This is a genomic window from Paenibacillus nasutitermitis (assembly GCF_014641075.1).
Lineage (GTDB): Bacteria > Bacillota > Bacilli > Paenibacillales > Paenibacillaceae > Paenibacillus_Z > Paenibacillus_Z nasutitermitis.
This window is the reverse complement of record NZ_BMHP01000002.1, coordinates 1,509,436-1,536,002: the sequence shown is the minus strand read 5'-3', so window position 1 is coordinate 1,536,002 and position 26,567 is coordinate 1,509,436. Positions and strand designations below refer to the sequence as shown.

24 protein-coding genes are annotated in these 26,567 nt (G+C 51.6%); 13 read left to right on the top strand and 11 right to left on the bottom strand.

The window, feature by feature from the left end; genetic code table 11:
- Window positions 1-11: 11 nt before the first annotated feature.
- Both nagA and nagB read right to left on the bottom strand, forming a co-directional pair.
- On the bottom strand, window positions 12-1,205 hold the full coding sequence (gene nagA / locus IEY46_RS17190; RefSeq protein ID WP_188993169.1) for an N-acetylglucosamine-6-phosphate deacetylase: 1,194 nt from the start codon (window positions 1,203-1,205) through the stop codon (window positions 12-14).
- Window positions 1,202-1,930 carry a glucosamine-6-phosphate deaminase gene (nagB, locus tag IEY46_RS17185; protein WP_188993168.1) on the bottom strand — a complete coding sequence of 243 codons (729 nt, stop codon included), beginning with the start codon at window positions 1,928-1,930 and terminating at the stop codon, window positions 1,202-1,204. The genes nagA and nagB overlap by 4 nt, the downstream gene beginning before the upstream one ends.
- A gap of 260 nt (window positions 1,931-2,190) precedes the next feature.
- Here nagB and fni point away from each other — a divergent pair, with 260 nt between their 5' ends.
- Complete coding sequence (gene fni / locus IEY46_RS17180) at window positions 2,191-3,270, top strand: type 2 isopentenyl-diphosphate Delta-isomerase (RefSeq protein ID WP_188993167.1); 1,080 nt, start codon at window positions 2,191-2,193, stop codon at window positions 3,268-3,270.
- Here fni and IEY46_RS17175 read toward each other — a convergent pair whose 3' ends face one another.
- Genes IEY46_RS17175 through IEY46_RS17165 form a run of 3 tightly spaced genes read right to left on the bottom strand, consistent with a single transcriptional unit; the run spans window position 3,271 to window position 6,796 of the window.
- Window positions 3,271-4,374 carry a Ger(x)C family spore germination protein gene (locus tag IEY46_RS17175; RefSeq protein WP_188993166.1) on the bottom strand — a complete coding sequence of 368 codons (1,104 nt, stop codon included), beginning with the start codon at window positions 4,372-4,374 and terminating at the stop codon, window positions 3,271-3,273.
- Window positions 4,371-5,471: a GerAB/ArcD/ProY family transporter gene (locus IEY46_RS17170; protein ID WP_188993165.1), complete on the bottom strand. Its 1,101-nt coding sequence runs from the start codon at window positions 5,469-5,471 to the stop codon at window positions 4,371-4,373. The genes IEY46_RS17175 and IEY46_RS17170 overlap by 4 nt, the downstream gene beginning before the upstream one ends.
- Window positions 5,468-6,796 carry a spore germination protein gene (locus IEY46_RS17165; protein ID WP_188993164.1) on the bottom strand — a complete coding sequence of 443 codons (1,329 nt, stop codon included), beginning with the start codon at window positions 6,794-6,796 and terminating at the stop codon, window positions 5,468-5,470. The genes IEY46_RS17170 and IEY46_RS17165 overlap by 4 nt, the downstream gene beginning before the upstream one ends.
- Before the next feature lie 187 nt (window positions 6,797-6,983).
- Here IEY46_RS17165 and IEY46_RS17160 point away from each other — a divergent pair, with 187 nt between their 5' ends.
- The 4 genes from IEY46_RS17160 (at window position 6,984) to IEY46_RS17145 (ending at window position 10,987) form a co-directional block, all read left to right on the top strand.
- On the top strand, window positions 6,984-7,730 hold the full coding sequence (locus tag IEY46_RS17160) for a class I SAM-dependent methyltransferase (RefSeq protein ID WP_188993163.1): 747 nt from the start codon (window positions 6,984-6,986) through the stop codon (window positions 7,728-7,730).
- On the top strand, window positions 7,727-8,710 hold the full coding sequence (locus tag IEY46_RS17155) for an MBL fold metallo-hydrolase (RefSeq protein ID WP_229750339.1): 984 nt from the start codon (window positions 7,727-7,729) through the stop codon (window positions 8,708-8,710). Before IEY46_RS17160 ends, IEY46_RS17155 begins: the two co-directional genes overlap by 4 nt.
- An 82-nt stretch (window positions 8,711-8,792) precedes the next feature.
- A complete protein-coding gene (locus IEY46_RS17150) occupies window positions 8,793-10,247 on the top strand; it encodes a CapA family protein (protein WP_188993162.1) in 1,455 nt (484 codons plus the stop codon).
- Between the two features lie 5 nt (window positions 10,248-10,252).
- Window positions 10,253-10,987: a glycerophosphodiester phosphodiesterase gene (locus tag IEY46_RS17145; protein ID WP_188993962.1), complete on the top strand. Its 735-nt coding sequence runs from the start codon at window positions 10,253-10,255 to the stop codon at window positions 10,985-10,987.
- Window positions 10,988-11,030: 43 nt separating this feature from the next.
- Here IEY46_RS17145 and IEY46_RS17140 read toward each other — a convergent pair whose 3' ends face one another.
- On the bottom strand, window positions 11,031-12,188 hold the full coding sequence (locus tag IEY46_RS17140; RefSeq protein WP_229750338.1) for an HD domain-containing phosphohydrolase: 1,158 nt from the start codon (window positions 12,186-12,188) through the stop codon (window positions 11,031-11,033).
- A 151-nt stretch (window positions 12,189-12,339) separates the two neighbouring features.
- On the opposite strand from IEY46_RS17140, the gene IEY46_RS17135 reads away from it, so the two are divergent.
- The 5 genes from IEY46_RS17135 (at window position 12,340) to IEY46_RS17115 (ending at window position 18,948) form a co-directional block, all read left to right on the top strand.
- Window positions 12,340-13,188: a DUF92 domain-containing protein gene (locus IEY46_RS17135; protein WP_188993161.1), complete on the top strand. Its 849-nt coding sequence runs from the start codon at window positions 12,340-12,342 to the stop codon at window positions 13,186-13,188.
- A 186-nt stretch (window positions 13,189-13,374) separates the two neighbouring features.
- Complete coding sequence (locus IEY46_RS17130; RefSeq protein WP_188993960.1) at window positions 13,375-14,103, top strand: ABC transporter ATP-binding protein; 729 nt, start codon at window positions 13,375-13,377, stop codon at window positions 14,101-14,103.
- Entirely contained in the window at window positions 14,081-15,124 is a 1,044-nt protein-coding gene (locus IEY46_RS17125; RefSeq protein WP_188993160.1) for an efflux RND transporter periplasmic adaptor subunit, read from the top strand. Before IEY46_RS17130 ends, IEY46_RS17125 begins: the two co-directional genes overlap by 23 nt.
- A 46-nt stretch (window positions 15,125-15,170) precedes the next feature.
- Window positions 15,171-18,062: an ABC transporter permease gene (locus tag IEY46_RS17120; RefSeq protein WP_188993159.1), complete on the top strand. Its 2,892-nt coding sequence runs from the start codon at window positions 15,171-15,173 to the stop codon at window positions 18,060-18,062.
- A 4-nt stretch (window positions 18,063-18,066) separates the two neighbouring features.
- The gene (locus tag IEY46_RS17115) at window positions 18,067-18,948 is read left to right on the top strand and encodes an ABC transporter ATP-binding protein (RefSeq protein ID WP_188993158.1); all 882 of its coding nucleotides are present in this window, start codon (window positions 18,067-18,069) and stop codon (window positions 18,946-18,948) included.
- 154 nt (window positions 18,949-19,102) lie between these two features.
- Here IEY46_RS17115 and pepF read toward each other — a convergent pair whose 3' ends face one another.
- The 3 genes from pepF to IEY46_RS17100 form a co-directional block, all read right to left on the bottom strand.
- Window positions 19,103-20,893, bottom strand: coding sequence for an oligoendopeptidase F (gene pepF, locus IEY46_RS17110; RefSeq protein ID WP_188993157.1), 1,791 nt, complete (start codon window positions 20,891-20,893; stop codon window positions 19,103-19,105).
- Between the two features lie 178 nt (window positions 20,894-21,071).
- Complete coding sequence (locus IEY46_RS17105) at window positions 21,072-21,251, bottom strand: hypothetical protein (RefSeq protein ID WP_188993156.1); 180 nt, start codon at window positions 21,249-21,251, stop codon at window positions 21,072-21,074.
- Between the two features lie 128 nt (window positions 21,252-21,379).
- Complete coding sequence (locus IEY46_RS17100; protein ID WP_188993155.1) at window positions 21,380-21,613, bottom strand: hypothetical protein; 234 nt, start codon at window positions 21,611-21,613, stop codon at window positions 21,380-21,382.
- Window positions 21,614-21,814: 201 nt separating this feature from the next.
- Here IEY46_RS17100 and IEY46_RS17095 point away from each other — a divergent pair, with 201 nt between their 5' ends.
- The 3 genes from IEY46_RS17095 to IEY46_RS17085 all read left to right on the top strand — a co-directional run bounded on the left by IEY46_RS17095 (window position 21,815) and on the right by IEY46_RS17085 (window position 23,704).
- The gene (locus IEY46_RS17095; protein WP_188993154.1) at window positions 21,815-22,516 is read left to right on the top strand and encodes a methyltransferase domain-containing protein; all 702 of its coding nucleotides are present in this window, start codon (window positions 21,815-21,817) and stop codon (window positions 22,514-22,516) included.
- 74 nt (window positions 22,517-22,590) lie between these two features.
- On the top strand, window positions 22,591-22,788 hold the full coding sequence (locus tag IEY46_RS17090; RefSeq protein ID WP_188993153.1) for a cold shock domain-containing protein: 198 nt from the start codon (window positions 22,591-22,593) through the stop codon (window positions 22,786-22,788).
- A 187-nt stretch (window positions 22,789-22,975) separates the two neighbouring features.
- Window positions 22,976-23,704: a YebC/PmpR family DNA-binding transcriptional regulator gene (locus IEY46_RS17085; RefSeq protein WP_188993152.1), complete on the top strand. Its 729-nt coding sequence runs from the start codon at window positions 22,976-22,978 to the stop codon at window positions 23,702-23,704.
- Window positions 23,705-23,860: 156 nt separating this feature from the next.
- On the opposite strand, the gene IEY46_RS17080 is transcribed toward IEY46_RS17085, so the two are convergent.
- The gene (locus tag IEY46_RS17080) at window positions 23,861-25,054 is read right to left on the bottom strand and encodes an MFS transporter (RefSeq protein ID WP_188993151.1); all 1,194 of its coding nucleotides are present in this window, start codon (window positions 25,052-25,054) and stop codon (window positions 23,861-23,863) included.
- A gap of 10 nt (window positions 25,055-25,064) precedes the next feature.
- Window positions 25,065-26,393, bottom strand: coding sequence for a multi antimicrobial extrusion protein MatE (locus IEY46_RS17075; RefSeq protein ID WP_229750337.1), 1,329 nt, complete (start codon window positions 26,391-26,393; stop codon window positions 25,065-25,067).
- Window positions 26,394-26,567: the final 174 nt, after the last annotated feature.

Here is a 26,567-nt window from a genome sequence, read left to right as displayed (position 1 = left end):
TGTGTGGATCATTATTGCTGAAATACTTGTCTGCCGTTTACCCATGTACCTTTTACTTCCCTGAATGTATGATCGGTCAGGACAAGATCAGCTTGTTTGCCGACCGCGATACACCCAATCCGGTCCTGCAAGCCAAGCTGGGCCGCTGGGTTAGCGCTTGCCATCCGGCTGATCTGGGGAAGGGTCAGCGAAGTATTCTCCACCATGAACCGGAACGCATCGATCATCGTCAGCGTACTTCCTGCCAGATTGCCGCCTTCATGAAGTCTGGCCACGCTGTCTTTAACGTCAACCTCCAGGCCGCCGAGCTTATAGCTGCCATCTCCCAGACCCGCTGCAGCGATAGCATCCGTGATGAGAATCACCTTGTCCATCGGTTTGGATGCGGCAAGCAGCCTCACCGCTGCGGGATGGACATGGTGCCCGTCTGTAATAACCTCGGCATAAATACGGGAGTCGCTCAGTACGGCGCCCACCGTTCCAGGCTCGCGGTGATGCAGGGCGCGCATGGCATTAAAGGTGTGGACGGCCTGGGTCAGCCCGGCATCCGCCGCTTTGATAATATCAGCATATTTAGCATCCGTATGACCGCAAGCGGCAACAATTCCTTGCTCTGCCAGCCAGCCAATCAGGGCAAGTGCGCCTTCTTTCTCCGGGGCAAGCGTCAATTGTTTAATCAGTCCCGGATGTGCGCCGTGCCACTTCTGGAGCCAGTCCAGACGGGGCGGCGAGATAAAGGATGGATTCTGCGCACCCGGCCACAGCTCGCTGATGAAGGGGCCTTCCAGGTGAACGCCAGCTAACGCGGCATAAGGCATGCTTCCGCTACCGATATAGGCGGAAGAGGCTTCAAGCACGGCTGCAATCGCATCGTGGGATGCGGTAACGGTTGTGGCCAGCATGGCAGTCGTTCCGTTGGACGCGTGGAAACGGGTGATCGTATCGTAAGCATCCTTGTCCGCATCCATGAAATCAGCTCCAAAGCCGCCATGAACATGCACATCGACGAAACCGGGAAGCAGTACGCCTCCTGTCCCGTCAATGATCTGCCAGTCCCCGTTATGAGGGGACTGAGCCTCATCGGCATCGGACCGGGCGATCTCCGTGATGATGCCGTTCTCTACCGACACATTCCCTTGTATGGTCTGATCCTCCAGCACAATCCGGACGTTGTTCACACGCCATTTTGTATGGGTTGATGTCATAAATCAAGCAGCCTCCCCGCTTCATGATCTAGTAGTACAATAACCTTCGCATGCGTTTGCAGCAAAGATGCCGGACATTGGGTTGTAATGGGTCCGGTTAACGCCTCTTTCACAATTTCCGCCTTGTCGGCGCCTTTGACGACGAGCAGAATGGTATCCGCCTTCAGAATGGACCCGATTCCCATGGTGACTGCTTTGGCGGGGACATCCTCCACAGATGCGAAGAATCTTGCATTGGCTTCCCGCGTCTCCTCCTGCAGTTCCACGATATGCGTGCCGCCGCGGAGAGAATCATCCGGTTCGTTGAAACCGATATGCCCGTTATGTCCGAGGCCAAGCAATTGGATATCGATAGGCTTCTCGGCCAGAAGCTGATCATAACGGGCGCACTCGGCGTCCAGATCAAGAGCCATGCCATTTGGCAAATAAATAGAGTCTCTTCTTGCATCGACATGGTCGAACAAATGCTTATTCATATAATAGGCATAGCTCTGATCATGTTCTGGCGGAAGTCCTACATATTCGTCCAGATTGAAGGTCGTCGCTTCCTTTAAGGAAAGCTTGCCTTGCTGGTGCATCTTTATCATTTTTTCATAAATTCCCGTTGGTGTCGAGCCTGTTGCCAAGCCAAGCGTTGCCTGCGGGTTACGAGCCAGAAGCCCGGCAAACAATCCGGCTGCATGCTGATCAAGTTCTTCTTTGCTGTTGAATGAAAGGATATTCAAGGGGATAGCCTCCGTTAAAATGAATTTTTATGGATAGATGATGAGACGGTTGGCCGCATTACCGGGCCGCCTCTTATTAATTGTAAAATAAAGCGACCAAATACACAATATAAATGATCGATAAAATCATTAAAATGAAATAAATGATCAAATTAATTATATTCCTTGTGGTGTTATCCCAATAAAAGCGATTAGCTTGATCAACGGGTTGCTCCTATGTGATGATAGATATATAATGGTTCGGCTAAGGGAGCATGGTTATGACTGATTATACGGGTACCCCGACAGAGGGTTATGAACAGACGGCAAAACGAAAGAGCGAACATATACGTATCTGCCTGGAGGAATCTGTGCAGAGCATAGGGATTGATCCCGGTTTCTCCCGTTATCGTTTCCGCCACCGCGCGCTGCCGGATTTGTCCTTTCAGGATATGGATTTGAGCACATCATTCCTCGGCATGAAGCTGCAAGTGCCGCTTCTTATCAGCTCCATGACGGGAGGAACAGGGGAAGCCGGTCCCATTAATCTGCGTCTGGCCGAGGCGGCTGAAACCAGAGGTTGGGCGATGGGTCTGGGGTCCATGCGCGCAGCCATTGAGAATGAACAGCTTGCCGGCACCTTCAAGGTGCGGAAGGAAGCGCCGACTATTCCGATCATTGCGAACCTGGGCGCCGTACAGCTGAATTACGGTTACGGGGTAGACCAGTGCAGACAAGCGGTGGAGCTAGCGGAGGCCAATGCGCTTGTGCTGCATCTTAACAGTCTCCAGGAGGTGTTTCAGCCGGAGGGAGATACGGATTTCCGAGGGCTGGTCAGCCGGATCGCAGAGGTCTGCAAACAGCTTGATGTTCCCGTCGGCGTCAAAGAAGTGGGATGGGGCATTGATGCGGATACGGCTCAGACCCTGGCAGAAGCCGGGGTCGCTTTCATCGATGTCGCCGGCGCGGGAGGCACCTCATGGAGCCAGGTGGAGAAATACCGCATCCGCGATCCGCTGCGCGCCGATGCCGCTGCTGCTTTTGCCGATTGGGGTATTCCAACGACGGACTGTATACGGGAGGTCCGCGAGTGCCTTCCGGACACCTGTCTGATCGCAAGCGGGGGGTTGCATACAGGAGTCGATGCTGCTAAAGCAATTGCGCTTGGAGCCGACTTGGCCGGATTCGGCCGCACACTGCTTGCTGGCGCAGCGGGAGTCCAGCCGTCGAAGGTCAAACCGGAATCCGTTTATTTTCAGCTGGAGCGTATTGAATTTGAGCTGCGTACAGCGATGTTCGGAATAGGGGCTTCATCGATCAGCAGCTTGCGCACAACGGACCGTCTTCAAACCTTAACTTGACTAGCGGATTACTCCCGTCCCTTCAATCATGGTGTCGACCTTGACATCAAATGTAAGACGGGGGTAAATGCTCTGCCATTCTTTCCACGTCGTTTCACTGCCTTTATGCGTGGCACGGAAACGAAGACCGAAGCCGAAGGGGTCAACATCCGCCTTTTGAACTTTCTCCAGCAGTTGTTTGGCTTCCCCGGCTATTTGCCGGTTAAAATGATTCTGCAAATCTGTCCAGTTACGGTTATATATCCCCTGAGGAGCTTCCTCGAAAATCCCTCTGAATCCGAGCGTAAGCTTGAGCGTATGTGTTCCGTTTGTTCCTTTGACTATTTTATAATGCGATGTAATGCGGTTAACGGCTAAAACCAGACGTTCATCCTTTATCGTGGCTGTGATGGTTGATTTTGTGAATTTGTTGAAAATCTGGTTGAACAGCTGCGTTTCGCTTTGGCTCAGGGTTTCGACCATATTTCTCTTATTGAGCAGAGCTAGTTGGGCAATCAAATAACCGTTATTTACCGTTTGGACAACCGGCAGAATCGGATCCATTCCCTTTTCACCAAGCCGTCGCATGAAATCAAATAAATATTCAGAAATAATATAAGATGATTCCGTGCCGTCCTTGCCGAACTGAAGAAATAGCGTGTTTCCCGGATACCGCTCTGTCGGAGGGTTGATTTTCATGATCGACTGCGCGTCGGGCCTTCCGATGGCGAGATAAGAGACATTCTGTACGTCACGTCTGCGGGAGAGCCAATCCATCACATCCCTGTAATCAGATTGAACCAGCTTCTCCCCGAAAACATATAATTTGCAGTGCCCGAAATCAATCTCTTTGTCCACATAGGATTTCAACAGCCGGAGCGCTTCGGCTATTGAGGGTGCGTGAATCGCCTGGACATCCGTTTTGGAGGCGCCGGGTTCAACTCTTGGGGACGGAGCCGCCAGGCGCAGCGTGATATAGTAGTCTTTCTTGTTCGTTTCAGACAAATCGATTCCCATAGCCACAACAAAGAAACGCTTATCGATATCTTTAAAGCCGCATCCTGTTAAAGTACCTGCCATTAGGCTGATGGCTAGTATCGCATAAAGGAGACTGCGGGTTGTCATGATGATTTTTTCCTCCTCAAGGCCAGTATAAACAGAATCCCGACCACCCCGACTTCTGTAAACATACGAACGGAAAGCCAGGCGGATGAGATCATGGAGACCTGCTTCTCATTGACCAAATAATAGGTGGCAATTGTCATGATGATAAAGGTGGAAACAATAATCCAGTTGGCAAGCGGGGTTTTTTCAGGATCGATGTTAATTTTGTTATGGGGTAAACAGCTTTTGATGAATTCCATCGCCTGATGCCAGCCCGATGCCGTATAAATCAAGGTCAAATTCAAATAAAGAATAAGGAATACAAAGAGCACCCGCTCGATAAAGCCATAACTCATGAGCATAGAATCAGATGTGACGCTCCATAAATACAAATAATCGTCGACGGTCTCGGTACCGTTAAATCCAATCGGCACGAAGAAGGTGATCAGCATGATGAGTGTACAGGAAACAGGAATCAGCCAGCGGTATTTCAACCGGAAGTTGGGAGGGTTGACCCTGTTAAAGATTGCATAATGCATATAACCTGTAAACAAGAAGGTTGCAGCTCCAAGCGGTTGGAGCTTTGGAGGCTGCGACCAGTAGTGGGCAACGGTCCGCACGGCATCCCAACTGATCGCGTTGCTGCGGATGGCTTTGACCAGGAGCAGCACGATAAGCGGCATATTAATCAACAGACCCATCTCAATCAGAAAAATCATGCTCAGCGAGGAACGGGTCGCGGCATAAGCGCATACAAGACAGAGTAAAACCAGTACGATCAACGGACTTGTATCCGGGTTGAAGAACCGGTTGATCAGAACCGCATAGGAAACGACCGCAATAATGGAAGCGATCAGCCATATCGCCGCATTGAACAGAAGAATCGGAACGGCCACCATTTTGGAGAAGAATTGCTCCAGTATTTCCGGTAAGCCTTTACCGGGGAATTTATGCATGACCCGGATAAACAGAAAGGCCAGTCCCGTTCCAATAAAAGGAGCGATGATCATCGATGATACGGCTCCGTTGTAACGGTAGTTTATGAGTATATGCGGGATAAACAGCATCAGGTTCAGGAGGCTCACCAGGAAAACATTGTAATAAAAATAACGGTTCATTTCTCATTCACCTGCCCGATATCTCCAAAATGAGGTTTCGTTCTGCCGATATACCGGAAATAAGGCTTCCCGAAGCTTCTGAGGTCTGTCAGATATGCCAGGCAAGTAAATATTCCAACCGCTACGCCCGTTATCCCAAAAAAGATAGCCGGCACAATAAGCGGATATTTCAGAAAACGGATGGCGCTGGACATGTTATTGACAGGCACGATAAAATTGGCGATCGCTACAACCGAGGTCACGATAATCATAATACTGCTGACAAGACCTGCCTGCTGCGCGGCTTGTCCCAGAATCAAACCACCCACTGTGGTGGCGGTCGATCCGATATATTTGGGCAGCCGGAGGCTCGCTTCGTTCAGGGATTCTATCATGAACAGCATCACGATGACCTCGACAAAGGAGGGATAGGGCACGGCAGAACGGCTGCCCAAGATAGAGAATGCAAGCTGGACCCGGAATAGCTCCGGGTTATAGGAAACCACGGAGATGTACAAAGCGGGCATGGTAATGGTCAGGATGACTGCGAAATAGCGCAGCACGATCAATACCCGGGTCATCCAAAACGCGTCGTAGTCATCGTCAACCGCATGCATAAAATCATAGAAGGTTGCGGGCAGGATTATGGCGAACATAGACCCTTGCATAATGAGGATGATTTTCCCCCTCTGCAGGCAGGAACAAACACGGTCAGCGCGCTCGGATATCATCATCGTGGGAAATAAATTCCGTTTTTTGGTAAGTGCTTTCTCCAACTGGCCGGGAGCCTGGAGAAAGTCTATTTGTATGGTTTGCAGTTTTTTTCTTACATTGGTCAAGACATTGGGATCGACTCTGCGCTTGTCGTAGACAAGCAGAACACGCGTATGCGACATGGTTCCCGCCGTCTTCTCCTCGACTGCAAGCTCCGGTGTGGGATAACGGCTGCGGATGATATTAAGCGAATCGATCAAATCCTCGCTAAGCGCGATTTGTGGGCCAAGTATGGCGGTTTCAACTTGGGTTTGGGGACTCTGGTTGCGGATAATCCGGGCAACGTCAAGCATATAGACCGTGTCTTTCAGCTTGATTAGGGCAAATCCCCGCAGCAGAGTATCGGCCCATTTGGCAGGATCGTCTATGCACTTATAGCTGGGGTCGTATTTGATAATGTTTTCGAAAGGATGCTCCTGTTTCATAAAAGGAACCAAAATAAAGTCGCTCACTTTACTTTCGTCGCATAGGGAGGCGATATAGGCGACTTCGATGATCAAGGAGTCATTTTGCACGCGATGCAGATTTAGATCCTTGGCATCAGCGAATAAAGTTGCGAGCCGTTGCAGCATTGATAGTCTCCTCCTTTATTCTAGCTTGCATAGTATTGTCCCCCGCCATGCAAATTATGCCACTCCAAGTGTTCTTTGCCAGAGAGGCTGAAGGTGCGCTACAATAATAGATATGTTCGGCCTGAAGTCCCGGGCTTTGTTAAAAAATTTAGATCTGAGGGGACGCAGCAACAAGGGGGAGTTCGCATTGTCAGCTTGGTATGAAAGGAGCTTCGGTTCCGATTATATGATTGTATACCGCCATCGCAATTGGGAGCAGGCCAGCAGCGAGGTCGGGCGCATGGCCGGCTGGCTGGAGCTTCCGGAAGGCGCGCGGGTTCTGGACATCGGCTGCGGGATGGGCCGCCACGCTTTGGCGCTGGCAAATCTCGGTTACCGGGTAACGGGGGTGGATTTGTCGGAAGCGCTGCTGGAGGAAGCGCGTGAGCAGGACAAAGAAGGCCGGCTTGACACTCTGATTCAAGGCGATATGCGGCACCTCCCCATAGGGGATGGCCAGTTTCAGGCAACCGTCAATTTATTTACCTCGTTCGGCTACTTTGAAGAACAAGCGGACAACCATCAGGTATTGAAGGAAATCCGCAGAGTCCTCACTCCGGACGGCCGGTTTCTGATTGATTTTCTTAATCCGGATTATGTAAAGAAGCATCTTGTACCTCATTCACGCCGCATAGACGAGCCCACGGGTCTGCTGATTGATGAGACCAGGGTTATTCGCGATGAGTGCGTCAGGAAACAGATTATCATAAACTCGGAAACGGACGGAGCAAGGAGATATGAGGAGCATGTCCGCTTATTGTCCCTGGATTGGTTCGAAGGCGCTTTGTCGGAGGCAGGTTTAACGCTTGAGAGCGTATATGGCGATTATGAAGGGCGTACATATGATAAAGCGGAATCTCCGCGGATGATTATGACGGGAAAGGTATTCTCTTGAACGGCGCGGTGACTGCCGGCTGGCCGGAGGGGATGATTCAGGTCAAAGTCCCTTTGCCATTCTCCCTGAAGTGGGTGAACAGCTATCTGCTTCCGGGGGAGGACGGATATACGCTCATCGATCCCGGACTGCATACGCCCGATGCGGTGAATACCTGGAGAGAAGCCCTGGTGGCTCATGGAATCGACTATAAGGACATCGGATTGATCCTGCTTACTCACCAGCATCCCGACCATTACGGTCTGGCCGGATGGTTCCAGCAGCGTACGGACGCACCTGTGCTGATATCCCGGCGCTCTCATTCCTATGCTTTACGATTATGGGGAGAAGATGATAGATTTGCTTTGGAACTGACCGGGTTGTATGCCTTGCATGGCATGCCGGGAGGTGTTCTGGAAACTATTGGCCCCCATCTGGCCGGTTTCCGGGAAATGGTCACGCCCCAGCCGGAAGTCTCGTATATGGCTGCAGGAGAAACGTTAAGGCTTGGGAACATGGATTGGCTGACCATTGATGCTCCTGGACATGCGAACGGCCAATTGTGTTTGTATAACGCCAAGCGGCGGTGGATGTTTTGCGGGGATCAGGTGCTGCCTGATATTACGCCGAATGTAAGCGTGGTGCCAGGAGAGGATGGGGATCCGCTGCAGCAATTTCTGGATAGCCTAGCCCATTTGCAGACCTATGAGGTGGAGCTGGCTTTCCCGGGTCACAGGGATCCATTTACAGGGTTCCACACCCGCATTACAGAGCTTCTGCGGCATCATGAGCGGAGGCTAGCCGAAATTATCCATCTTCTGGTAACGCAGCCCTGCAGCGGCTATGAGCTCTGCCAGCGGCTGTTCGGCGAGCGCATCGCCGGCAACGCTCATCAATTAAGGTTTGCGATGTCCGAGACGCTTGCCCATTTATTTCATCTTGAGAACCGGCGGCAAATTCATCGTCATACTCGCAAGGGCTACGTTGTTTTTATGGCCTGAAGAAGGGCAGCAGCTATTATTAGAAGCACGGCGGCAATTGAAATCGGCCTGATTGGCAGCCGCCAGAAGGAGCTAGTTTGGTATGGCAATAACCCGCTCGGAGTCTCACCAGTTAAATAAAAAAAGAAAGAACCGGCGGATGCGCCGGCTGCTGCTGCTCAATGTATCGCTGCTTTTGGCCATTTGTGTACTTGCCGGCATCTATTACATCGTGAATCATGACGGGTCCACCAGGCTTGAAGACAGTTCCGGGAATAGGGATCTGGCTCAGCCGGATCGGACCGGCAATCCTTCCGAAAGCGGGGATGCATCCATAGACAGCGGTGAACAACCCGGGGACAATATGTCCGGCAATGAAGGTGGTCCTGTAATAGAGGAAGGAAGCGGAAGTACTGTGCCTGAAGGCGCTGCTCCCGAAGATTCTGAGCCGGGGAGCTCCAATGGTGCCGTCAACGATCCCATCGATCCACAGGACAGTTCGCAAAGCGGTTCACAGGGCGATCCGCAGACCCCGCCCAAGGTGGACGAATCTTCCGGTCAATCGGAAACGGACGGAGAAGCCGTCAAGCCTGACGATGGGAAAATAGACGACGGGCGCAGAATCACGCTTGCTTTCGTTGGCGATATTTTGCTTGCGGCAGCGGTGGATAAGCTGATGCAAAAAAACGGGTATGATTATCCGTATGCAAAGTCGCTGCCTTTCCTGACAAAACCCGATTTAACGGCAGGCAATCTGGAAAACCCCATCACGACACGCGGGATTCCGGCTGAAGACAAGCAGTTTGTATTCAAAGGCTCGCCCAAATCGCTTCCTGCCTTGAAGGAAGCCGGATTCGATATCGTCAATCTGGCCAATAACCACACGCTCGATCAAGGCGTGGAGGGGCTGCTCGATACCCTCGGTCATCTGGAGGAAGCAGGAATGCCGAACGTCGGAGCGGGGAATGACGATATCGAAGCATTCAAGCCGGTTTATCTGGAAGCAAACGGCATCAGCGTTGCTTATGTCGGGCTTACGCGGGTACTCCCAGTAGTCTCATGGAAAGCGGGAAGCAATCACCCCGGACTAGCCGAAAGCTATGACTCCACGCGCGGCTTAAAGGCGATCAAAGAAGCCAGGAAGCAGGCGGATATCGTAGTTGTCATGGTTCACTGGGGGATTGAGCGCGCGGATAATCCCAATGCGGACCAGAAGCGTCTGGCGCATGAATACATCGATGCCGGGGCGGATCTGGTAATCGGCAGCCATCCGCATGTCTTGCAAGGCTTTGAAACCTATAAAGGCAAGTGGATTTCCTACAGCTTGGGCAATTTTATTTTTAATATGACGAAAACGGAAAAAACGAAAGATACCGGCGTGCTCAACGCGGTCTGCAGCATTAAAGGGGATTGCTCGCTGAAGTTCAATCCTATGCGTGCGGTCGCTTCCCAACCAACGCCGCTCGAAGGTGAAGAAGCGAAGGCGCTGCTTAAACGGCTGTCGGGTATTTCGTTAAATGCTTCCATTGATGCGGAAGGGGTTGTAAGTGCAAAATGACGACGATCCATAATTTATGTGTTGCTCACCGGGGAGCATCCGGCCTTGCTCCGGAAAATACAATGGCTGCGTTTCAAAAAGCGATGTCCTTTCCTTTTGTCCAATGGATGGAGCTGGATGTCCAGCTGTCGCGGGACGGGGTTCCGGTTGTTATTCATGACGCTTCACTGAACAGGACGACAAGCGGCGCCGGACCGGTAGCGGATTTTAGAACCACCCAGCTGTCGCGTCTGGACGCGGGCAGTTGGTTCTCCAAATCCTTTGGCGGTGAGCGGGTTCCTTTGCTGGAGCAGGTTCTGGACGCCACTATCGGCCGATGCCGGTTGAATATCGAGCTGAAAACCTACAATGGCATTTATCCGGGGATGGAGCGAAAGGTCGTAGAGCTGCTTGAAAGAAAAGGGCTGCAGCATGATTCGGTCATCACATCCTTTGATCATCAGGCATTGCGGACAGTAAGAGAGCTTTCTGCCGAAGTGAGAACAGGGCTGATTACCGATCTTGCTCCTGCTTCTCTGGCATCGGATCTCCAGCAATTGGGCGCTTCGTTTCTTTCAATCGGCTTTAAGCGGATTACGCCGGAATTAATGAAGGAAATGCGCAGCCGAGGCATCGATGTCATGGCCTGGACTGTCAATGATACGGCCACAATGCGCCGTCTGGCGGCTATCGATCCGAATCTGATGATCTGTACGAATTATCCGGACCGGTTTGCGCAGCTGCTCCAGGACGGGATATAAAATAAAGAAACCGGCCACCTATACAGGAGCCGGTTTCCTTATTTTATATTTCCTGATCGCGGTATTGTTCGTGTATTTCCAGAAGGCTTGGCAGCTGCTCCATAAAGATATCGACAAGCCGCGGGTCAAAGTGCCGTCCTCTTTCTTCCTTGAACAGCTCCAGAATGCGTTCCAGCGGCCAGGCTTTCTTATATACCCGGTCGCTGCCCAGCGCGTCAAAAACATCGGCAATGGCGGTAATGCGTCCGTACAAATGAATAGCCTCGCCTTTGATTCCACGGGGATAGCCGGTCCCGTCCCATTTCTCATGATGCTCGTAGGCGACGATAGCCGCTGTTTTGAGCAGCTGGCGGCCTGAATTCCTTAGCAGCTGGTAGCCGACATCGGTATGCCGCTTCATCTGCTCGAATTCATCACCGGTAAGCTTGCCCGGCTTCTGCAGGATGGAGTCGGGAATGGCGACCTTGCCGATGTCGTGCATAGGCGATACCAGCTTCAGCTGCTCCGCCTCTTCTTCGCGCATTCCGCATCCGAGGGCGAGTATATAGGAATATTCAGCTACCCTTTTCACATGATGGCCGGTTTCCACAGAGCGGGTTTCTCCGATCTGGCCCATTGTGAATATAATCTCGCGTTGGGTAGCCATAATTTCTTCATGCAGCATGATAGATTCCAGAGATTTGCCGGCATAGGAGGCGGCCAGCTTCAGCTGCTCCAGGTCATGCCGTGTGAAAACGCCGTCTGCCGCCCATTTATTAACAGCCTGATAGGCTCCGATTATCTTGCCGTCATTGCCCACAAACGGAACCGTAATAATGGATTTGGTGCGGTAGCCGGTACGCCGGTCATTCTCGGCATTATGTCTGGGGTCCTGATAGGCGTCTTCAATCAGCAGTGATTCTCCTATGGCAATGGAATGCCCCACGATCCCGGAGCCAAGAGGTATTCTGATTTCGTTTACGCCGTGCGCAACGGTTGTAAACAGTTCCTGGTTGGCGTGATCAATTAGCCATACGGTGCATCTGTCGGCCAGAATCATGTCGCGCCCCATGTTTGCCATCAACAGAAGAACACTGCTTAAGCTGCGTTCTCTGCCGATTTTAGCGGTATAATCAAATATGATGCGAAGCAGTTCTTCAGGACTTCGCTCATTGGAGGAAGGTTCTTCGTCTGAAACCGCATGGTTAGGTTCATAGTTCAAAGCGTTGACACTCCTTGAGAAATAGGGAATCGGATAACGTATCTATTTCTGGATAAGAGCAGGGGAATCCTGCCTTTAACTGAACAAGTTTGAAAATATTCCGCGGGATCCGGCAAGTTGTAAAGCTGTATTTGAGGAGGTTTGCAGTAAAATGGTGGGATGGATTGACGCCTGGTGGCTTCGCATGGCACTGGGTCTGATCGGCAGCGCTGCAATCGCGATGCTTGCTTACCGATTCCGTTCATTGTCGGCTTCCGGGTCCTGGGCGGCTGTTGTGATGGGCACCGGCTACGTCACATTGGGCAGTCCGGTTTGGTTCGGGGCCTTGATTGTTTTCTTTGGCACATCAACCGTCTTGTCGAAATTCAAACGGCGGCATCACACCAAGCGCAATGCGGAAGCGAATTACGCCAAGGGGAGCAGGCGCGATGCCGGCCAGGTATGGGCCAATGGCGGACTGGGCCTGATCCTCTGCTCCATCCATGCGATCTGGCCGGAACCGGTCTGGCTGTATGCATTTATTGGCGTTATGGCCTCGGTGAACGCCGATACCTGGGCGACGGAGCTTGGAGCGATCAGCAGGGCGCAGCCGCGCGCGCTGCTTGGCGGTGCACGTGTCGCCCCCGGAACAAGCGGCGGAGTTACCCTGCTTGGCAGCGCAGCCGCCCTGGCGGGTGCCGCTGTCGTTGCCGCCGCCTCGGCGCTGTTGTCGTCGCCGCTTATCGCTCCCGGGCAGGAAGCGGCGCACCCGCTCGGATTGATCGCCCTTGGCAGCCTCGCGGGAACGGCGGGGGCTTTTGCTGATTCCTTTCTTGGAGCGACAGTTCAGGTCATGTACCGCTGCAGAATCTGCGGCAAGCAGACCGAGCGTGCAGTGCATTGCGGGACTGCAGCACAGAAGATACGCGGATGGGGATGGATGACCAATGACGCCGTTAATCTTCTCTCGTCCGCTGCAGCGGCACTGCTTGCAGCGATGGCCGGTATCTGGTTGGGTTGACTTTTGAAGCGAAGGAAGGTCTATGATGGTGCATTACGGGCAGGGACCCTTATAATATAAGGTTGACAGCGCATTCATACAGCGGGTATTCTAACTCTGACATAGGCTGGGCTTCAATATGGATGAAATGTAAATGTTTGATAGCCTTTCGATTCATCAGACAAAGGAGCTGGACCCCATTTGAAGATGGAAACGCCGTCTATCCCGATTGTGAAACAATCACAGCATCCGGATCCGATTCTGCAAGCCGTCAATGTGAAGAAGGTATTTGGCCGAGGTGAGACAGCGGTTACGGCCGTTAAGAATATTCATCTGGATATTGCCGCTGGCTCCATGGTCGCGCTTAAGGGGCGATCCGGTTCGGGCAAGACCACATTATTGAATCTGTTGGCTGCGCTTGACCAGCCGACGGAAGGACAGGTGCTGTTCAACGGGCAAGAGCTCTCCAGATTGCCGGAGAAGCAGCGCAGTCTTTGGAGACGATCACAGCTCGGACTTGTTTTTCAGGCATTCGGATTAATTCCGTTGATGTCCGCTTATGAGAATGTTGAATTCGCCTTGCGTATTGCGGGCACCGATAAGAAATTGAATAAGGAACGTGCCGAAACCGCTCTGGAGTGGGTGGGGATGAAATCCCGCATGAAGCACCGCCCGCCGGAGCTGTCCGGCGGGGAGCAGCAGCGTGTTGCGATCGCAAGAGCGATTGCGCATGAACCGCTGCTTCTATTGGCGGATGAACCGACGGCTGAACTGGACAGCAGGATGGGACTCCAGGTCATCAAGGTATTCCGTGACCTGGTGGAGCGTAGGGGCATGACTGTCGTTATGACGACCCACGATCCCGGTATTATGGAAATCGTCGACCATGTCATTGCATTGGAGGATGGGGAGATTGTCGCTGAACCAAAATCGTAGCCGCCGCAGGATGCTGCTCAAGCAAACCTCGATGCTGCTGCTCGCTGCCTCGTTATTGTCAGGCTGTTCACTGCTGCCGAGTGGGGAGAAATCGCTCGCGCCGCCGCTGATTAAGCCGTCGCAGGAGAGATTCGATTCGGTTGAAGTCAAGAAAGGGACGATTGAGCGGTACTTCTCGGGTACGGCTGTGGTGACTTCCAAACGCAGCATACCGCTCTTTTACAAAGAAAATGGACGTTTGAAGGATATCTATGTTAACCAGAACGATGTAGTAAAAGCCGGGCAGTTGCTTGCCGAGCTGGACAGGGGAGATTTGGATTTGCGGATCAAGCTGCAAAAGCTGAATCTGGAGAAGGCTACGCTGGAATTTGTGAAAGCCAAGCAGAACAAAGAGGATTCCAGTCTGATCAGGCTCAGGGAGATCGACAAGGAACGCGAGCAGATTGCCATGGATTCCCTGGAGCAGGAAGCGTCTTCAGCGAGGATGACGGCACCGATAGACGGTATTGTCACCTACAAGGATACGATCGCCGCCGGTGACGGCATATCCGGTTATAAGCCGATTGTAAGCGTATCCGATCCTAAAGAGCTTTATCTCGTTTGCATGGTGGAGGATCCCAAAACAATCTCGGCGATTCAGTATCATATGGTCGTCGAAGTGACTGTGGGCAAGAACAAGGTGAGCGGTAAGGTGATCCAGTCGCCTTCCAGCGCGCCGTTTACCGATAATAAGGAGCAGGCAGAGCGTAATTCCAAGCTGCTGTATATCGAATTGGATAAGCCTAACGACAAGCTGGTCATGGGAGATACTGTCCAGCTTCATATCATGCTGGAGAAGCATGATAACGTTATCGTGCTCCCCCGCAGCGGTCTGCGCACTTATCTGGGACGAACCTATGTGCAGGTGCTGGAAGGGGACCGCCGCAAGGAGGTAGACGTAGAGGCGGGAATTATAACGTCTACGGAAGTGGAGATCGTCAAGGGGCTTGAACCCGAACAGCAGGTTATATTGAATAATTAGTTTCGCGTGATGCCCGACTTCAGGGACAAGAAGAGGTGAAACGACTATGGCGTTATGGACGATGATTTTTCGCAAGATGGCGAAAAATCGTTGGCTTCAGCTTAATTTGTGGTTCGGCTTGACGATCTGTGTTGCATTATTCAGCTCCATGCCCTTATATTCGCATGCGATTCTCCAGCGAACGCTGATCAAGGAGCTGCAGCAGCTCCAGAAGGATCAGAATATTTATCCCGGCTTTGTGCGGGTAGCCACATCCATTTCACCAGGTGAACGGACGCCAGAGCAGGTCCGGGGCATGATCGCCAAAGCCGATCTCTATATGGACAGAACACCTGAGCGGTTCGGACTGGATACCCAATCCTATCTGGTAGCGAGATCTACACAATCTTTCCGCGTATTTCCAGCGGACGGTTCGGAGCGCGAGCTGAAAGAAATCAACGTCAGCGGCAGCTTCAGGGCATTTACCGATATGGAGAAGCGCGTTCGCCTGATTGACGGTCGTTTCCCCGATCCGGCACGCAGCGATGGCATATACGAGGCAGTTGTGACGCAAAAATTCATCATTGATCTGAAGCGTGACCTGGAGCATGAATTCGTATATACCAACAAAGACACGGGCGAGAAAATCCGGGTGCTGGTCGTGGGTCTGATTGAAAGCGGTTCGGACAATGCCTACGACCAATTCAATGTGGAGAATTACAATTCATCGTTCTACATACCTTTTGAGCGGTTTGAGCAGGATTTTGTCCAGAAGGAAGGGAAGCTGAAGCTCTCCAGCATCATCTGGCAGTATTCACTCAACTACGAACAGTTGAAAATCGACAATATCGCCAATTTCACGGGGCAAAGCCAGGCGCTGAGCAATTATTTCACCATGCGCCTTGGTATCGCTTCCGTCGATATTCCGGCCAAAATGCCGATACAATCCTATATGGACAAGAAGGAAAAGCTTGACATTATGCTATGGTCGCTTTATTCGCCGGTCATGTTCATGCTGGCTTTCTACCTGTATATGGCGGCGAATCTGATTATTGAGCGGCAGAAGACAGAAATTTCGGTGCTGCGCAGCCGCGGCGCAAGCCGTTTGCAGATCATGCTGGTATTCACGGCGGAGAGTCTTATTCTGGGGCTGCTGGCACTGCTGACCGGGCCTTTCATCGGGGTCTATTTCACGAAAATGCTCGGTGCCGCAAACGGCTTCCTGGAGTTTGTCCAGCGTTCGTCGCTTGAAGTGGCGCTGAATAGCGCATCGTATAAGGTCGCTGTGGCGGCCGTGCTGGGATCGATTGTGCTTATCCTTATTCCGGCTTTTCTGGCCACGCGGATTTCAATTGTCGGTCATAAGCAGCAGCTCGCCCGATCAAGCAAAATGTCTTTCTGGCATAAAACGGGGATCGATCTGATCCTCCTGGCCATTTCAATTTATTTGTTGGTCGGCTTCAATAAACGGTTGGATGAGCTGAAACAGCTTGCATTGGATCCGAATGCGCTGCAAGTGGACCCGCTGCTGTTTTTTATGCCTGCTCTGTTCGCGCTTGGGTGCGGCCTGCTGCTGCTGCGTATCTATCCCTGGTTCATTAAACTGATCTATTGGGCGGGCCGAAGATGGTGGACGCCTGCACTTTATTCCACACTGCTGCAGATCAGCCGTTCATCCACACAATATTTGACGATCAAGGTATTTCTGATTATGACCGTCGCCATGGGACTGTTCAGCGCCAATGCTGCCAGGACCATCAACGGCAATATGGAGGATGCGATTCATTATCACGTCGGTTCGGATATTCAACTGAACATTCATTGGGACAATGATGCACCCCCGCCCGCTCCGGCAATGCCAGGAGCGCCCAGCGGCGGCGAGTCCGCCGAGGATGCGGCGAGCAAGCCGAAGGTGGTCACATACACTGAGCCTTCCTTTATCAAGATGACAGAGCTGGCTGGAGTGGATAAGGCTGCCCGCGTCTTCCGCAAAAACGACGCCAATTTCAGCGCAAGTGGAGGAGACAGCACCGCTACGTTATACGGCATTGATACGTTTGATTTCGGTAACGTAGTCTGGATGCGGGGCGGTCTGCTCGATCACCACATCAACAGCTATTTGAATCTGATCGCTCCCGATCCCAAAGCCGTGCTGATTTCACGGTCTATCGCGGATAAATATCAAGTGAAGCCCGGGGACCCGCTTTCGGTTAAATGGAGCGGTCTGGATTATGCCGGATTTACCGTTTACGGGATCATTGATTATTGGCCCGGCTGGAGCCCGCTGCCTGTCGGCGGAATTCCCGAAGACCAGGATGAGGAGAATGTCCGGCTGCCCAATCTGATCGTTGGAAATCTGTCCTACATCCAGAACCATCTGGCCCTTGAGCCGTACGAGGTCTGGGTTAAATTGAAAGAAGATGCCACCAGCAAAGTGATCTATGAAGATCTGGAGAAGAAGGAAATTCCGGTCGAGGGACTAGTCGATGCCAATCAGCAGCTGATCCGCTCCAAGAACGATCCGTTTAGGCTGGCAATCAATGGTGTCATGACTTTGGGTTTTGTCATATCGATGATGATCAGCTTCTTCGGATTCCTTCTGTTCTGGGTGCTGACGCTTGCAGGTCGTACGCTGCAGTTTGGTATTTTACGGGCAATGGGCATCTCGTTTATGCAGGTGATCGGCATGCTGCTCAGCGAGCAGCTGCTGACCTCTGCTGCGGCAATTGTGATGGGGGTATGGATCGGGAATACGGTGAGTGATCTGTTCGTTCCGCTCTTCCAGCTGTCCTTTAGCGCCTCGGAGCAGGTGCCGCCGTTCCAGATCATTCATCAGCTGAGTGATTATGTCCAGCTTTACAGCGTCGTTGGGGTGATGCTGCTCATCGGACTGCTTGTTATCGGTATACGGGTATCCCGGATGAAGATTACGCAGGCGCTTAAGCTTGGGGAGGAATAAGCTTATGATCCATTGCGATGGACTTGTCAAAATCTACAAGACCGATGATCTGGAAGTCGTTGCGCTGCAGGGACTTGATCTGCATGTTGAAGCGGGCGAGCTGATGGCGATCATCGGCAACAGCGGCAGCGGCAAATCGACGCTGCTTAATATGCTGGGCGGCCTTGACCGCCCGTCTGCGGGGACGCTGCTTGTGGATGAGAAGGACCTGCTGAAGTTTGCGGAACGCGATCTGGTCAAATACAAGCGTGAAACCGTCGGGTTTGTCTGGCAGAACAATGCCCGCAACCTGATCCCTTATTTGACGGCGCTTGAGAACGTGGAGCTGCCGATCCTGCTCAAAGGGCGGCGCAAGCGGCTGCGGGCCTTGGAGCTGCTTGACGCCGTCGGACTGAGCCACCGGATCAAGAACCGGCTGAGTGAGCTTTCGGGCGGCGAGCAGCAGCGGGTAGCGATTGCCATAGCGCTGGCCAATGAACCGAAGCTGCTGCTCGCCGACGAGCCTACAGGCTCGCTGGATACGCGGATGTCGGATCAGATTCTGGATCTGTTTCGCGAGTTGAACCGCAAAATCGGCATCACGGTCGTGATTGTTACGCATGACCCGCTGCTTGCGCGCAAGGTCGACCGCGTTGTAGCCATTCGCGACGGCAAGACCTCTTCGGAAATTATCCGCCGCCAATCGTATGCGGAAGAGCTTGCTGAACTGGAACGGGGCGGACTGTTTAAACATGAGGAAAGCCATGTTGAATACGCCGTCATCGACAAAGCAGGACGTTTGCAAATTCCCGCAAATTATCTGCAGGCCGATGAGTTCAAAGAGAAAAACAAGGTCCGCGTAGAGATGGAGGAAGGGCGCATCATCCTCTACCCGCCCGAAGAGTGAAATGTAATAGAATGGCCTTTATAAGCCAGCACCCAGGAAACAAAACAAGTCCCGCCGATTATGGCGGGACTTGTTTTGGAGTGGGAAACCTGCAGCTTGCGAATGTTCTCCCATAATGATCCTCTAAGCACTCTTGGAACCATTCAACGGCCGTTTATTTCGTCAGTTCCTCCATCTGGGCGATCAGCTCTTCGAACACGCTCATCGCCTGCTCGATCGGCTCAGGCGATGACATATCCACGCCGGCTTTCTTGAGGATGTTAATGGAGAAATCGCTGCCTCCGCTCTTCAGGAAACCCAGATAACGATCCACGGCCGGAGCCCCTTCTTCGAGAATCTGCTTGGAGAAGCTCGTTGCTGCAGAGAAGCCTGTTGCATACTTGTAAACATAAAAGCTGGTATAGAAATGAGGAATACGCGCCCATTCCATTTCGATATCCTTGTCTACGACCATACCTTGGCCATAATAAAGTTTGTTCAGGTCGTAGTAGATTTTGCTGAGTTGATCCGGTGTCAGCGATTCACCCTGTTCGGCTTTTTCGTGAATGATTTTCTCGAATTCCGCGAACATGGTTTGCCGGAATACCGTTGTCCGGAATTGGTCCGCATAGTAGGTCAGCAGATACATTTTTTCTTTTGGATCGGTTGATTTCTTCAGCAGATAATCCATCAGAAGCGCTTCGTTAAGCGTTGAAGCAACCTCGGCGAGGAAGATCGTATATTGGGCATCCCGGTAATCCTGGCTGCTGTCGGAGTAATACGAGTGAAGCGCATGGCCCATTTCATGCGTCAGCGTGAACATGCTGTTCAGGTTGTCTTTATGATTGAGCAGAACATAAGGGTGGGTGCCGTAAGCGCCCCAGCTGTACGCGCCGGAACGTTTGCCTTCATTCTCGTAAACGTCGATCCATCTGTCCTTGAAGCCTTGCTCCAGCACCTGCAAATAGTCCTTGCCAAGCGGCTCAAGACTTTCCTTGACCGTTTCCTTCGCCTGCTCGAATGTAATATCCATCTTGAACTCGTCAACAAGCGGCGCGAACAGGTCATACATGTGAAGCTCATCGACCTTAAGCAGCTTTTTACGAAGCTCCATATAACGGTGCATCAAAGGCAGGTGCTTGTGGATCGTGTCGATCAGGTTGGTATATACCGCTTTGGGGATGTTGTCGCCATACAGCGACATCTCCAGTGTCGACGGGTACTTGCGGGCGCGTGAATAGAATATGTTTTTGGTCACATTGGCGCTGAGGGTGGATGCCAATGTATTTTTAAGCTTGCCATAGGTTTCATACATGGCTTTAAAGCCGTTCTCGCGCACCTCGCGATTTTTACTTTCCAGGAACTGTATGTATCGACCCTGGGTCAGTTCCACTTCCTCGCCATTCTCGTCCTTGACCTTGGGAAATTTAAGATCCGCGTTATTGAGCATGCTGAATATCGTCCCCGGGGCCTGGCTCACATTTCCGACCGCAGCCAGAAGCGCTTCTTCGGATTTGGAAAGAATATGGGCTTTCTCCCGCCGCATTTCCTCAAGGGTATGTCGGTATTTGGCGAGCCCCGGATTGTTGATCATCGCATCCAGGTCGGCATCCGGCAAGCTTAGAATTTCCGGCGTAATAAAGGATAAGGCTTCTCCCGTTTCAACGCTGAGCTTCTTCGATTTCTCCGATAATGCCTGATAAGCGGCTTCGGCAGTATCTTCATGATGCTTCATGTTGGCATATACATATAAACGTTCCACATGCTGCGAGAGCTCATCTTCAAGTTCGAAGCAGCCTTTAACCTGCTGCGGGTCGGACAGCGTGCCTTCAAACGCATCAACCTTCTTCATCAATTCCTTCGCATGCGAATATTCCTTGTCCCATGCAGACTGGCTTTCAAATAAATCTTCCAGCTTCCAGCTGTTCTCCGCTTTGGTTTCGGAACGTTTGGGTACGTGGTTCATTGGAATCCCCCTCGATTGGTGTATAGGTGATGGAGCTTTCATAACAGGCGCCGGCAGCGGTGTGGCTAAGCGGCCGGCCGGCAATAAGGACAACGACAGTATAATCGAAAGCCATTTCATCTTCAGGGTTCACGCTCCCAGGTGAGTTTGCACCTAGTCTTGCCCGGGAACGTTCCGGTTATGAACCCATCGTCGTCAAACTATAAACAATCAGGAAAAAAGCAAACGCGATAAATACAATGGCTGCGATAGCCGTGCCTCTTCGCAGACTGGGAGGAATGCTGTTCCGCTGCACGATCGTCAGGATACCGAGTGCAAAAGAAGCGATAATAAAAATTACTGTAGCCGTTGTATCCAATTCCTTTCAAACTCCCCTCCGCACAACCTATTCGGATGGCCATTCCGTTATAACCTGCCCTGATATGTCTTCGCTGCCCGAGGATGAAATTCCTTCCATATTCTTTTAGGCCGCGAGCAGAGGATCTTCTAAACCGAACGGAAAGCTTCCATAATAGCGGCAAGCTCTTCCTCGCGCCCCTTAAAGTTCTCGGGCTTAAAACGGTTCCCGGCCCAATGGAGCATCTCCGGACGGCTGACGAAAGTATGGCATTCCTCGCCCCATTGATCGGAGATTTCCCGTACGATAAGCGTTTTCCCCTGAATTTCGACATTGAGCATATTGTACTTGTCTGTCTTATAAATTTGCACTTTTTTAAACATGAACGTACATTCCCTTCGGCATAGTGGCGTATCCATCAATCATAGCTAAAATACAGGGTGGAAATCAAATATGTTTCATGATAAAATTTGTTCAACAATTTCAGGCAGCAGTCCTTGAGGGGACTGGTTTGAAATCGGCGAGTGGGCAAGGAGCCGGGTTGTTGCTTAGATGAGACGAGCTGAGAAGAGGAGAGATGAGAGATGGACAAGAGGTATGAGCAGATCGGAGTCGCGGTTACATGCAGGGGATTTGACGAATATGTAAGGATGTTTGATTTGCCGGAGCATGAGCTGGAAGCGGGAGAAATCCTGGATATTGCGGCAGGTGGTTCATCCTTCACTGCGGATATCGACGATAGGGGATTCAGGGCAGTGGCGGCAGATCCCAGATACGCGCTTGAACCTGCAGTGCTGTTTGCCGAAGCTGAAGCGGAGATCGCCTTGTCAACGGCTAAGCTTGAAGCTCTGGCTGATCTGTATGATATGTCCTTCTACGGCAATATGGCCAATCACCGTGCCGGACGCGAGATGTCGCTTCGGCGGTTTATCGCCCACTATGGAGACCATGAAACAAGATCGCGCTGTTATGCGCCTGGGAGTCTCCCAAACCTGCCATTTGCGGATCAGCGGTTCTCCCTGGTCCTATGCAGCCACTTTTTGTTTTTATATGAAGAACAATTTGATTATATGTTTCATAAACAGGCTGTGCTTGAGATGATGCGGATATGCCGGCCTGGCGGCTCGATACGGATTTACCCGCTGGTTTCTTTGAAATTGGAAAAATACCCGCATATGGAGCTGCTTCTCGAGGAAATCCGGGTAGCCGGAGGCCATGCGCAATTCTTTCGTTCCAAGCTGCCGTTCATACCCGGTTCCGAGACGGGATTGATTATCCGGATGTAATTGCAACTGTTCCAGAATAGGTGTATAATGGAAGCACACGTCATTTAATGACGTTATTCTAGGAGGTAATTCAATTGACAGGAACAGTAAAATGGTTTAACGCAGAGAAAGGCTATGGTTTCATTCAAGTCGAAGGCGGAGAAGATGTATTTGTACATTTTTCTGCAATTCAAGGAGATGGGTTCAAATCGCTTGATGAAGGTCAAGCCGTAGAATTTGATATCACAGAAGGCAATCGCGGAGCTCAAGCTGCCAACGTCGTAAAGCTGTAAGGCACGGACACAAACGATTAAACACAGATAACAACGCATATAAAACCCGACATTCTTTTTGTCGGGTTTTTCTTATATCCTGGCCATCTCCTGATCCGCTTGAATCCTGACATGTAGGCTTTGACCCGGAGGCGTGCAAGATGATAAAATAAACATTGGAATTTAACGTCAGGGGAGCGATTTGGAAATGCCGAAGTTCAAGCTGTTTAAAGACCGTAAAGGCAAGGCCGATCAGGCTAAAAATAATAAATTCGTGAAGCTGGCTCGTGAAATTTATGTACATGCCCGCAAGGGAGGACCTAATCCGGAGTCCAACTTTGCTCTCAAAACGGCGATTACGGCAGCTCGGGCTGAGCAGATGCCTGTCGATAATATCGAACGCGCCATCAAGAAAGCCGCAGGAAGCACGGATGGTGCGGATTACGAGGAAATCATGTATGAGGGGTACGGACCCGGCGGCGTGGCGATTATGGTGCGCTGCTTAACCGACAACCGCAACCGGACGGCAGCGGATGTCCGCTCCATCTTCAACAAGCGGGGCGGAAACATGGGGGAGAGCGGTTGCGTGTCCTACATGTTTGACCAGAAGGGCCTGCTTGTCATCGACCGTGAACAGAACGACACCGATGAAGATACGATGATCATGATGGCGCTTGAAGGCGGAGCAGAGGATGTGATCGTCAACGATGACAGCTATGAAATTCTCACGGATCCGCAGGAATTTGACCGGGTGAAGACCGCTCTTGAGCATGACGGCTACGGATTTAGCAGCGCAGCCATCCGCTGGCTGCCCCAGAACACGATAACAGCGGATGGCGAAAATGCCGAGAAGCTGCTGAAGATGATGGATGCCTTTGAAGACAATGAGGATGTGCAGGATGTGATCGCCAACTTCGAGCTGGAAGATGAGGAATAGCTTGTATTTCCGGCTAATAACCAAGTAAATGCTTTAGAGTGCTGATGTCTCTGCATTACTTCTGATAAACGAATCTCAAATAAACCCCTTCCGGGTGCGCAGATGTTAAGACTGCGAATGACCCGGGAAGGGGTTTTTGCATGCTTAGCGAAGGCATCAGGCACTTGAGCGGGAGAAGAGATGCTTGGCGAGAAAACTTGCCGCAGCGATCAAGGCGAGCACCATCGCCAATTGAAAGAAAGCGCCTTTACCGTAATGATCGAATATCGACCCGCCGACCATCCCGCTGATGATCCCGGCGAAGCCTGTCCACACCACGGCGAAGACAGCTTGCCCGGAGGATCGGTATTCATCCGGAATGATGGTGGAGAGATAGCGAAGGGCAGTTGTAAAATAAATGCCGAAAGTGATGCTGTGCATCGCCTGAACGGGAATGACCCATATGGGCGACTGGATTTCACCGACCAGGAAGAAGCGAACGGCATACATAAGGCTGGCAATCGCAAGCAGCGGGAGTTCTTTGAATTTATGACCATATTTGCCCAGCAAAAAAAGGACCGGGATTTCGCTGACCGAGGAGACCAGCCAGGCTACACCGACAAGCGAATCGCTTGCGCCCATCTGCCGCAGCGTCACAGCCAGGAATCCTTCGTACATCCGGTGGGAAACGGACAAAATGAACACCAGCGCAAAAAAGGTCACGATATCGGGCTTGCGTAAAATCTTGAACAGTCCGGAAAAATCCATTTTTTTGAGCGAGCCCTGGTAATCCTTCAGCCCGAGCGAGAGGAAAAAGGTGATCCCGATCGTAATCAAGCCGACAAGCAGCGTCGCCCACGACCCTGTGAACTTTAACAGCTGCCCCATAGAAAAGGCCATAAAAGCAAAGCCTAGCGATCCGAAGATCCGCACCAGCGCATAAGGTGTGCCGGTGTGTTTGCTCGATAACAGGATCAGACTGTCTGTCAGCGGGTTTATCGGCGTCTGAAAGAAATAGAACACCAGCATAATGAAGCATACGATCGCAAAGGTCTGAGTGGAGAACAGCAGTGCGACCATTATGAGCTGGCCAAAGAGAATGACACTCAAGATTTTTTTGAGCGTGCGGTATTTGTCGCTGGCCGCTCCAAACAGCAGGGTGGAGAAGACGGAAATAAAAGGTCCGATGGAATAGATAATGCCTATCTGGGAGGCGCTGTAACCCTGATCCAGAAAATAGAGCGGAAAGTAGGAAACAATAATCGCTTGAGTCATATAAACGGCAAAACAGAACATGCGAAGGACCCGGGTTTCTTTCCCGGCGGTAAGCGACCGTCCGAAGGCGGCTATAATATAGTTTGTTGAGTTCATGATGCGTGTGTCACTCCATATCCAATACTTTTCCGGCCATGATCCGGTTTGTTTTGCGTCCGCGCCGGATCGCAAAGGCAACAAATCCGCATTCAGCGGCTAGTCCGATCGATTGCGCAGAGGCACCTATGGCGCCGTTCCATCCGGGTGTCAGGGCTACCAGCACAACGATGGCTGTGACGGTAAACAGCAGATTCGATGCCTGGGAACCCAGCATGACCCGGGTATGGCCGCGTACCATGATGATGCCGTTGAACGTATCCAGCCAGGGCATGGCAAGGGCGAAGAGGACAAAGGGCTTTAAAGCGCGGAGCGTTTCTTCTTTTAATTTTCCTTCGACGCCCATGACTGTACCGAGAATAAAATCGCCTGCAGGCAGGAAAGCAATGACGCTTACCAGAGCGAGCGGAATGAAACCGAAAGCCAATGTGAAACGGCGTACCGCATTCCGGTCAATCCTGTAAAAATTCAGGACGATTTGATGAAAATAACTGAAAAAGCTGGTGACCAGCTGAACCAGGCTGGCTGCCAGGGCGAAGGAAGCAATCGCCAGCGTTGCGTCGGTTGTTTTGCCCAGAAACGCATTAATAGAAGGCCCGATCCAGACGGCAATAAAGGTGGAAACCAGCATCGGGCGATAAAAAGAGAATATCTGTCTGCCTGACTTTACGGGATGCCCCTCTGCTTCTTCCGGCAGTTGACGGACCAGCAGCCGGCCTTCCGCAAAACTCATCGCAGCTTCCATGATCATTCCTACCAGAAAAATAACGGCCCCCACGGTGCTGCTGTGTACGCCCGTATGAATAAAGTAGAGCGAGAGCCCGTACATTCCCAAGAGGCGAACCGTCATTCCGATGGTCAGCCATTTGGTACGCATATTATAGATGATGACGCCCTGATATAAGCAGCGGATTCCGGAGAAGAGGCTTACAAACATCAACACCCGGTACACGTCGATAATGTCAGGAACTTGCGACTGCTCCGCGCCGAATAGGCCTCTGAAAATCCAAATGCCAAGCGGCGTGTAGCAAATAAGCAGGCCCAGCGCCATAATGGCTGCGAACACGGACTGCCCGACAAGCAGCATGGAGCGGAAGGAGCGTTTGTCTCTGACGAGGGTGGAGCTGGTCTGCCGCAGCAGAATAGCCGGCCGTTCGGTTATGATGAGCAGACTCATGGCAATGGCATAGCTGGCGATGATCTGTTCCGGATGATCCGCGCGCGACAGTGTGCTGTTGATTATAACATGCGATAAGGTGACGAGACTCGCGGAAATGCCAAGTGGCAGGAAAAAGCGCCACAACTGCCCCATGGTAACGGTTCCTGGCTGTTGAATCATTAATTTACGGTCTCCTTGATGTTATTTATATGGTTAACAGTATAGCACGGATGATAAGGCAGAGAGCCGCCGATCGGGCAAGAGTGTTAAATTTGTTTATTGATTGAACCAATTTCAACTTGCATATTCAGCTTAATCTATCACAATAGGTGATTTCCCCTAAATTATGAAATT

Coding starts and splice junctions, on each gene's coding strand:
- IEY46_RS17150 (WP_188993162.1), top strand. CDS start 8,793: ATGGCAATAACCCGCTCGGAGTCTCACCAGTTAAATAAAAAAAGAAAG.
- IEY46_RS17100 (WP_188993155.1), bottom strand. CDS start 21,613: ATGTTTAAAAAAGTGCAAATTTATAAGACAGACAAGTACAATATGCTC.
- IEY46_RS17085 (WP_188993152.1), top strand. CDS start 22,976: ATGCCGAAGTTCAAGCTGTTTAAAGACCGTAAAGGCAAGGCCGATCAG.
- IEY46_RS17170 (WP_188993165.1), bottom strand. CDS start 5,471: ATGAACCGTTATTTTTATTACAATGTTTTCCTGGTGAGCCTCCTGAAC.
- IEY46_RS17135 (WP_188993161.1), top strand. CDS start 12,340: ATGGTGGGATGGATTGACGCCTGGTGGCTTCGCATGGCACTGGGTCTG.
- IEY46_RS17120 (WP_188993159.1), top strand. CDS start 15,171: ATGGCGTTATGGACGATGATTTTTCGCAAGATGGCGAAAAATCGTTGG.
- pepF (WP_188993157.1), bottom strand. CDS start 20,893: ATGAACCACGTACCCAAACGTTCCGAAACCAAAGCGGAGAACAGCTGG.
- IEY46_RS17075 (WP_229750337.1), bottom strand. CDS start 26,393: ATGATTCAACAGCCAGGAACCGTTACCATGGGGCAGTTGTGGCGCTTT.
- IEY46_RS17130 (WP_188993960.1), top strand. CDS start 13,375: ATGGAAACGCCGTCTATCCCGATTGTGAAACAATCACAGCATCCGGAT.
- nagA (WP_188993169.1), bottom strand. CDS start 1,205: ATGACATCAACCCATACAAAATGGCGTGTGAACAACGTCCGGATTGTG.
- fni (WP_188993167.1), top strand. CDS start 2,191: ATGACTGATTATACGGGTACCCCGACAGAGGGTTATGAACAGACGGCA.
- IEY46_RS17165 (WP_188993164.1), bottom strand. CDS start 6,796: ATGCTGCAACGGCTCGCAACTTTATTCGCTGATGCCAAGGATCTAAAT.
- IEY46_RS17175 (WP_188993166.1), bottom strand. CDS start 4,374: ATGACAACCCGCAGTCTCCTTTATGCGATACTAGCCATCAGCCTAATG.
- IEY46_RS17095 (WP_188993154.1), top strand. CDS start 21,815: ATGGACAAGAGGTATGAGCAGATCGGAGTCGCGGTTACATGCAGGGGA.
- IEY46_RS17080 (WP_188993151.1), bottom strand. CDS start 25,054: ATGAACTCAACAAACTATATTATAGCCGCCTTCGGACGGTCGCTTACC.
- IEY46_RS17115 (WP_188993158.1), top strand. CDS start 18,067: ATGATCCATTGCGATGGACTTGTCAAAATCTACAAGACCGATGATCTG.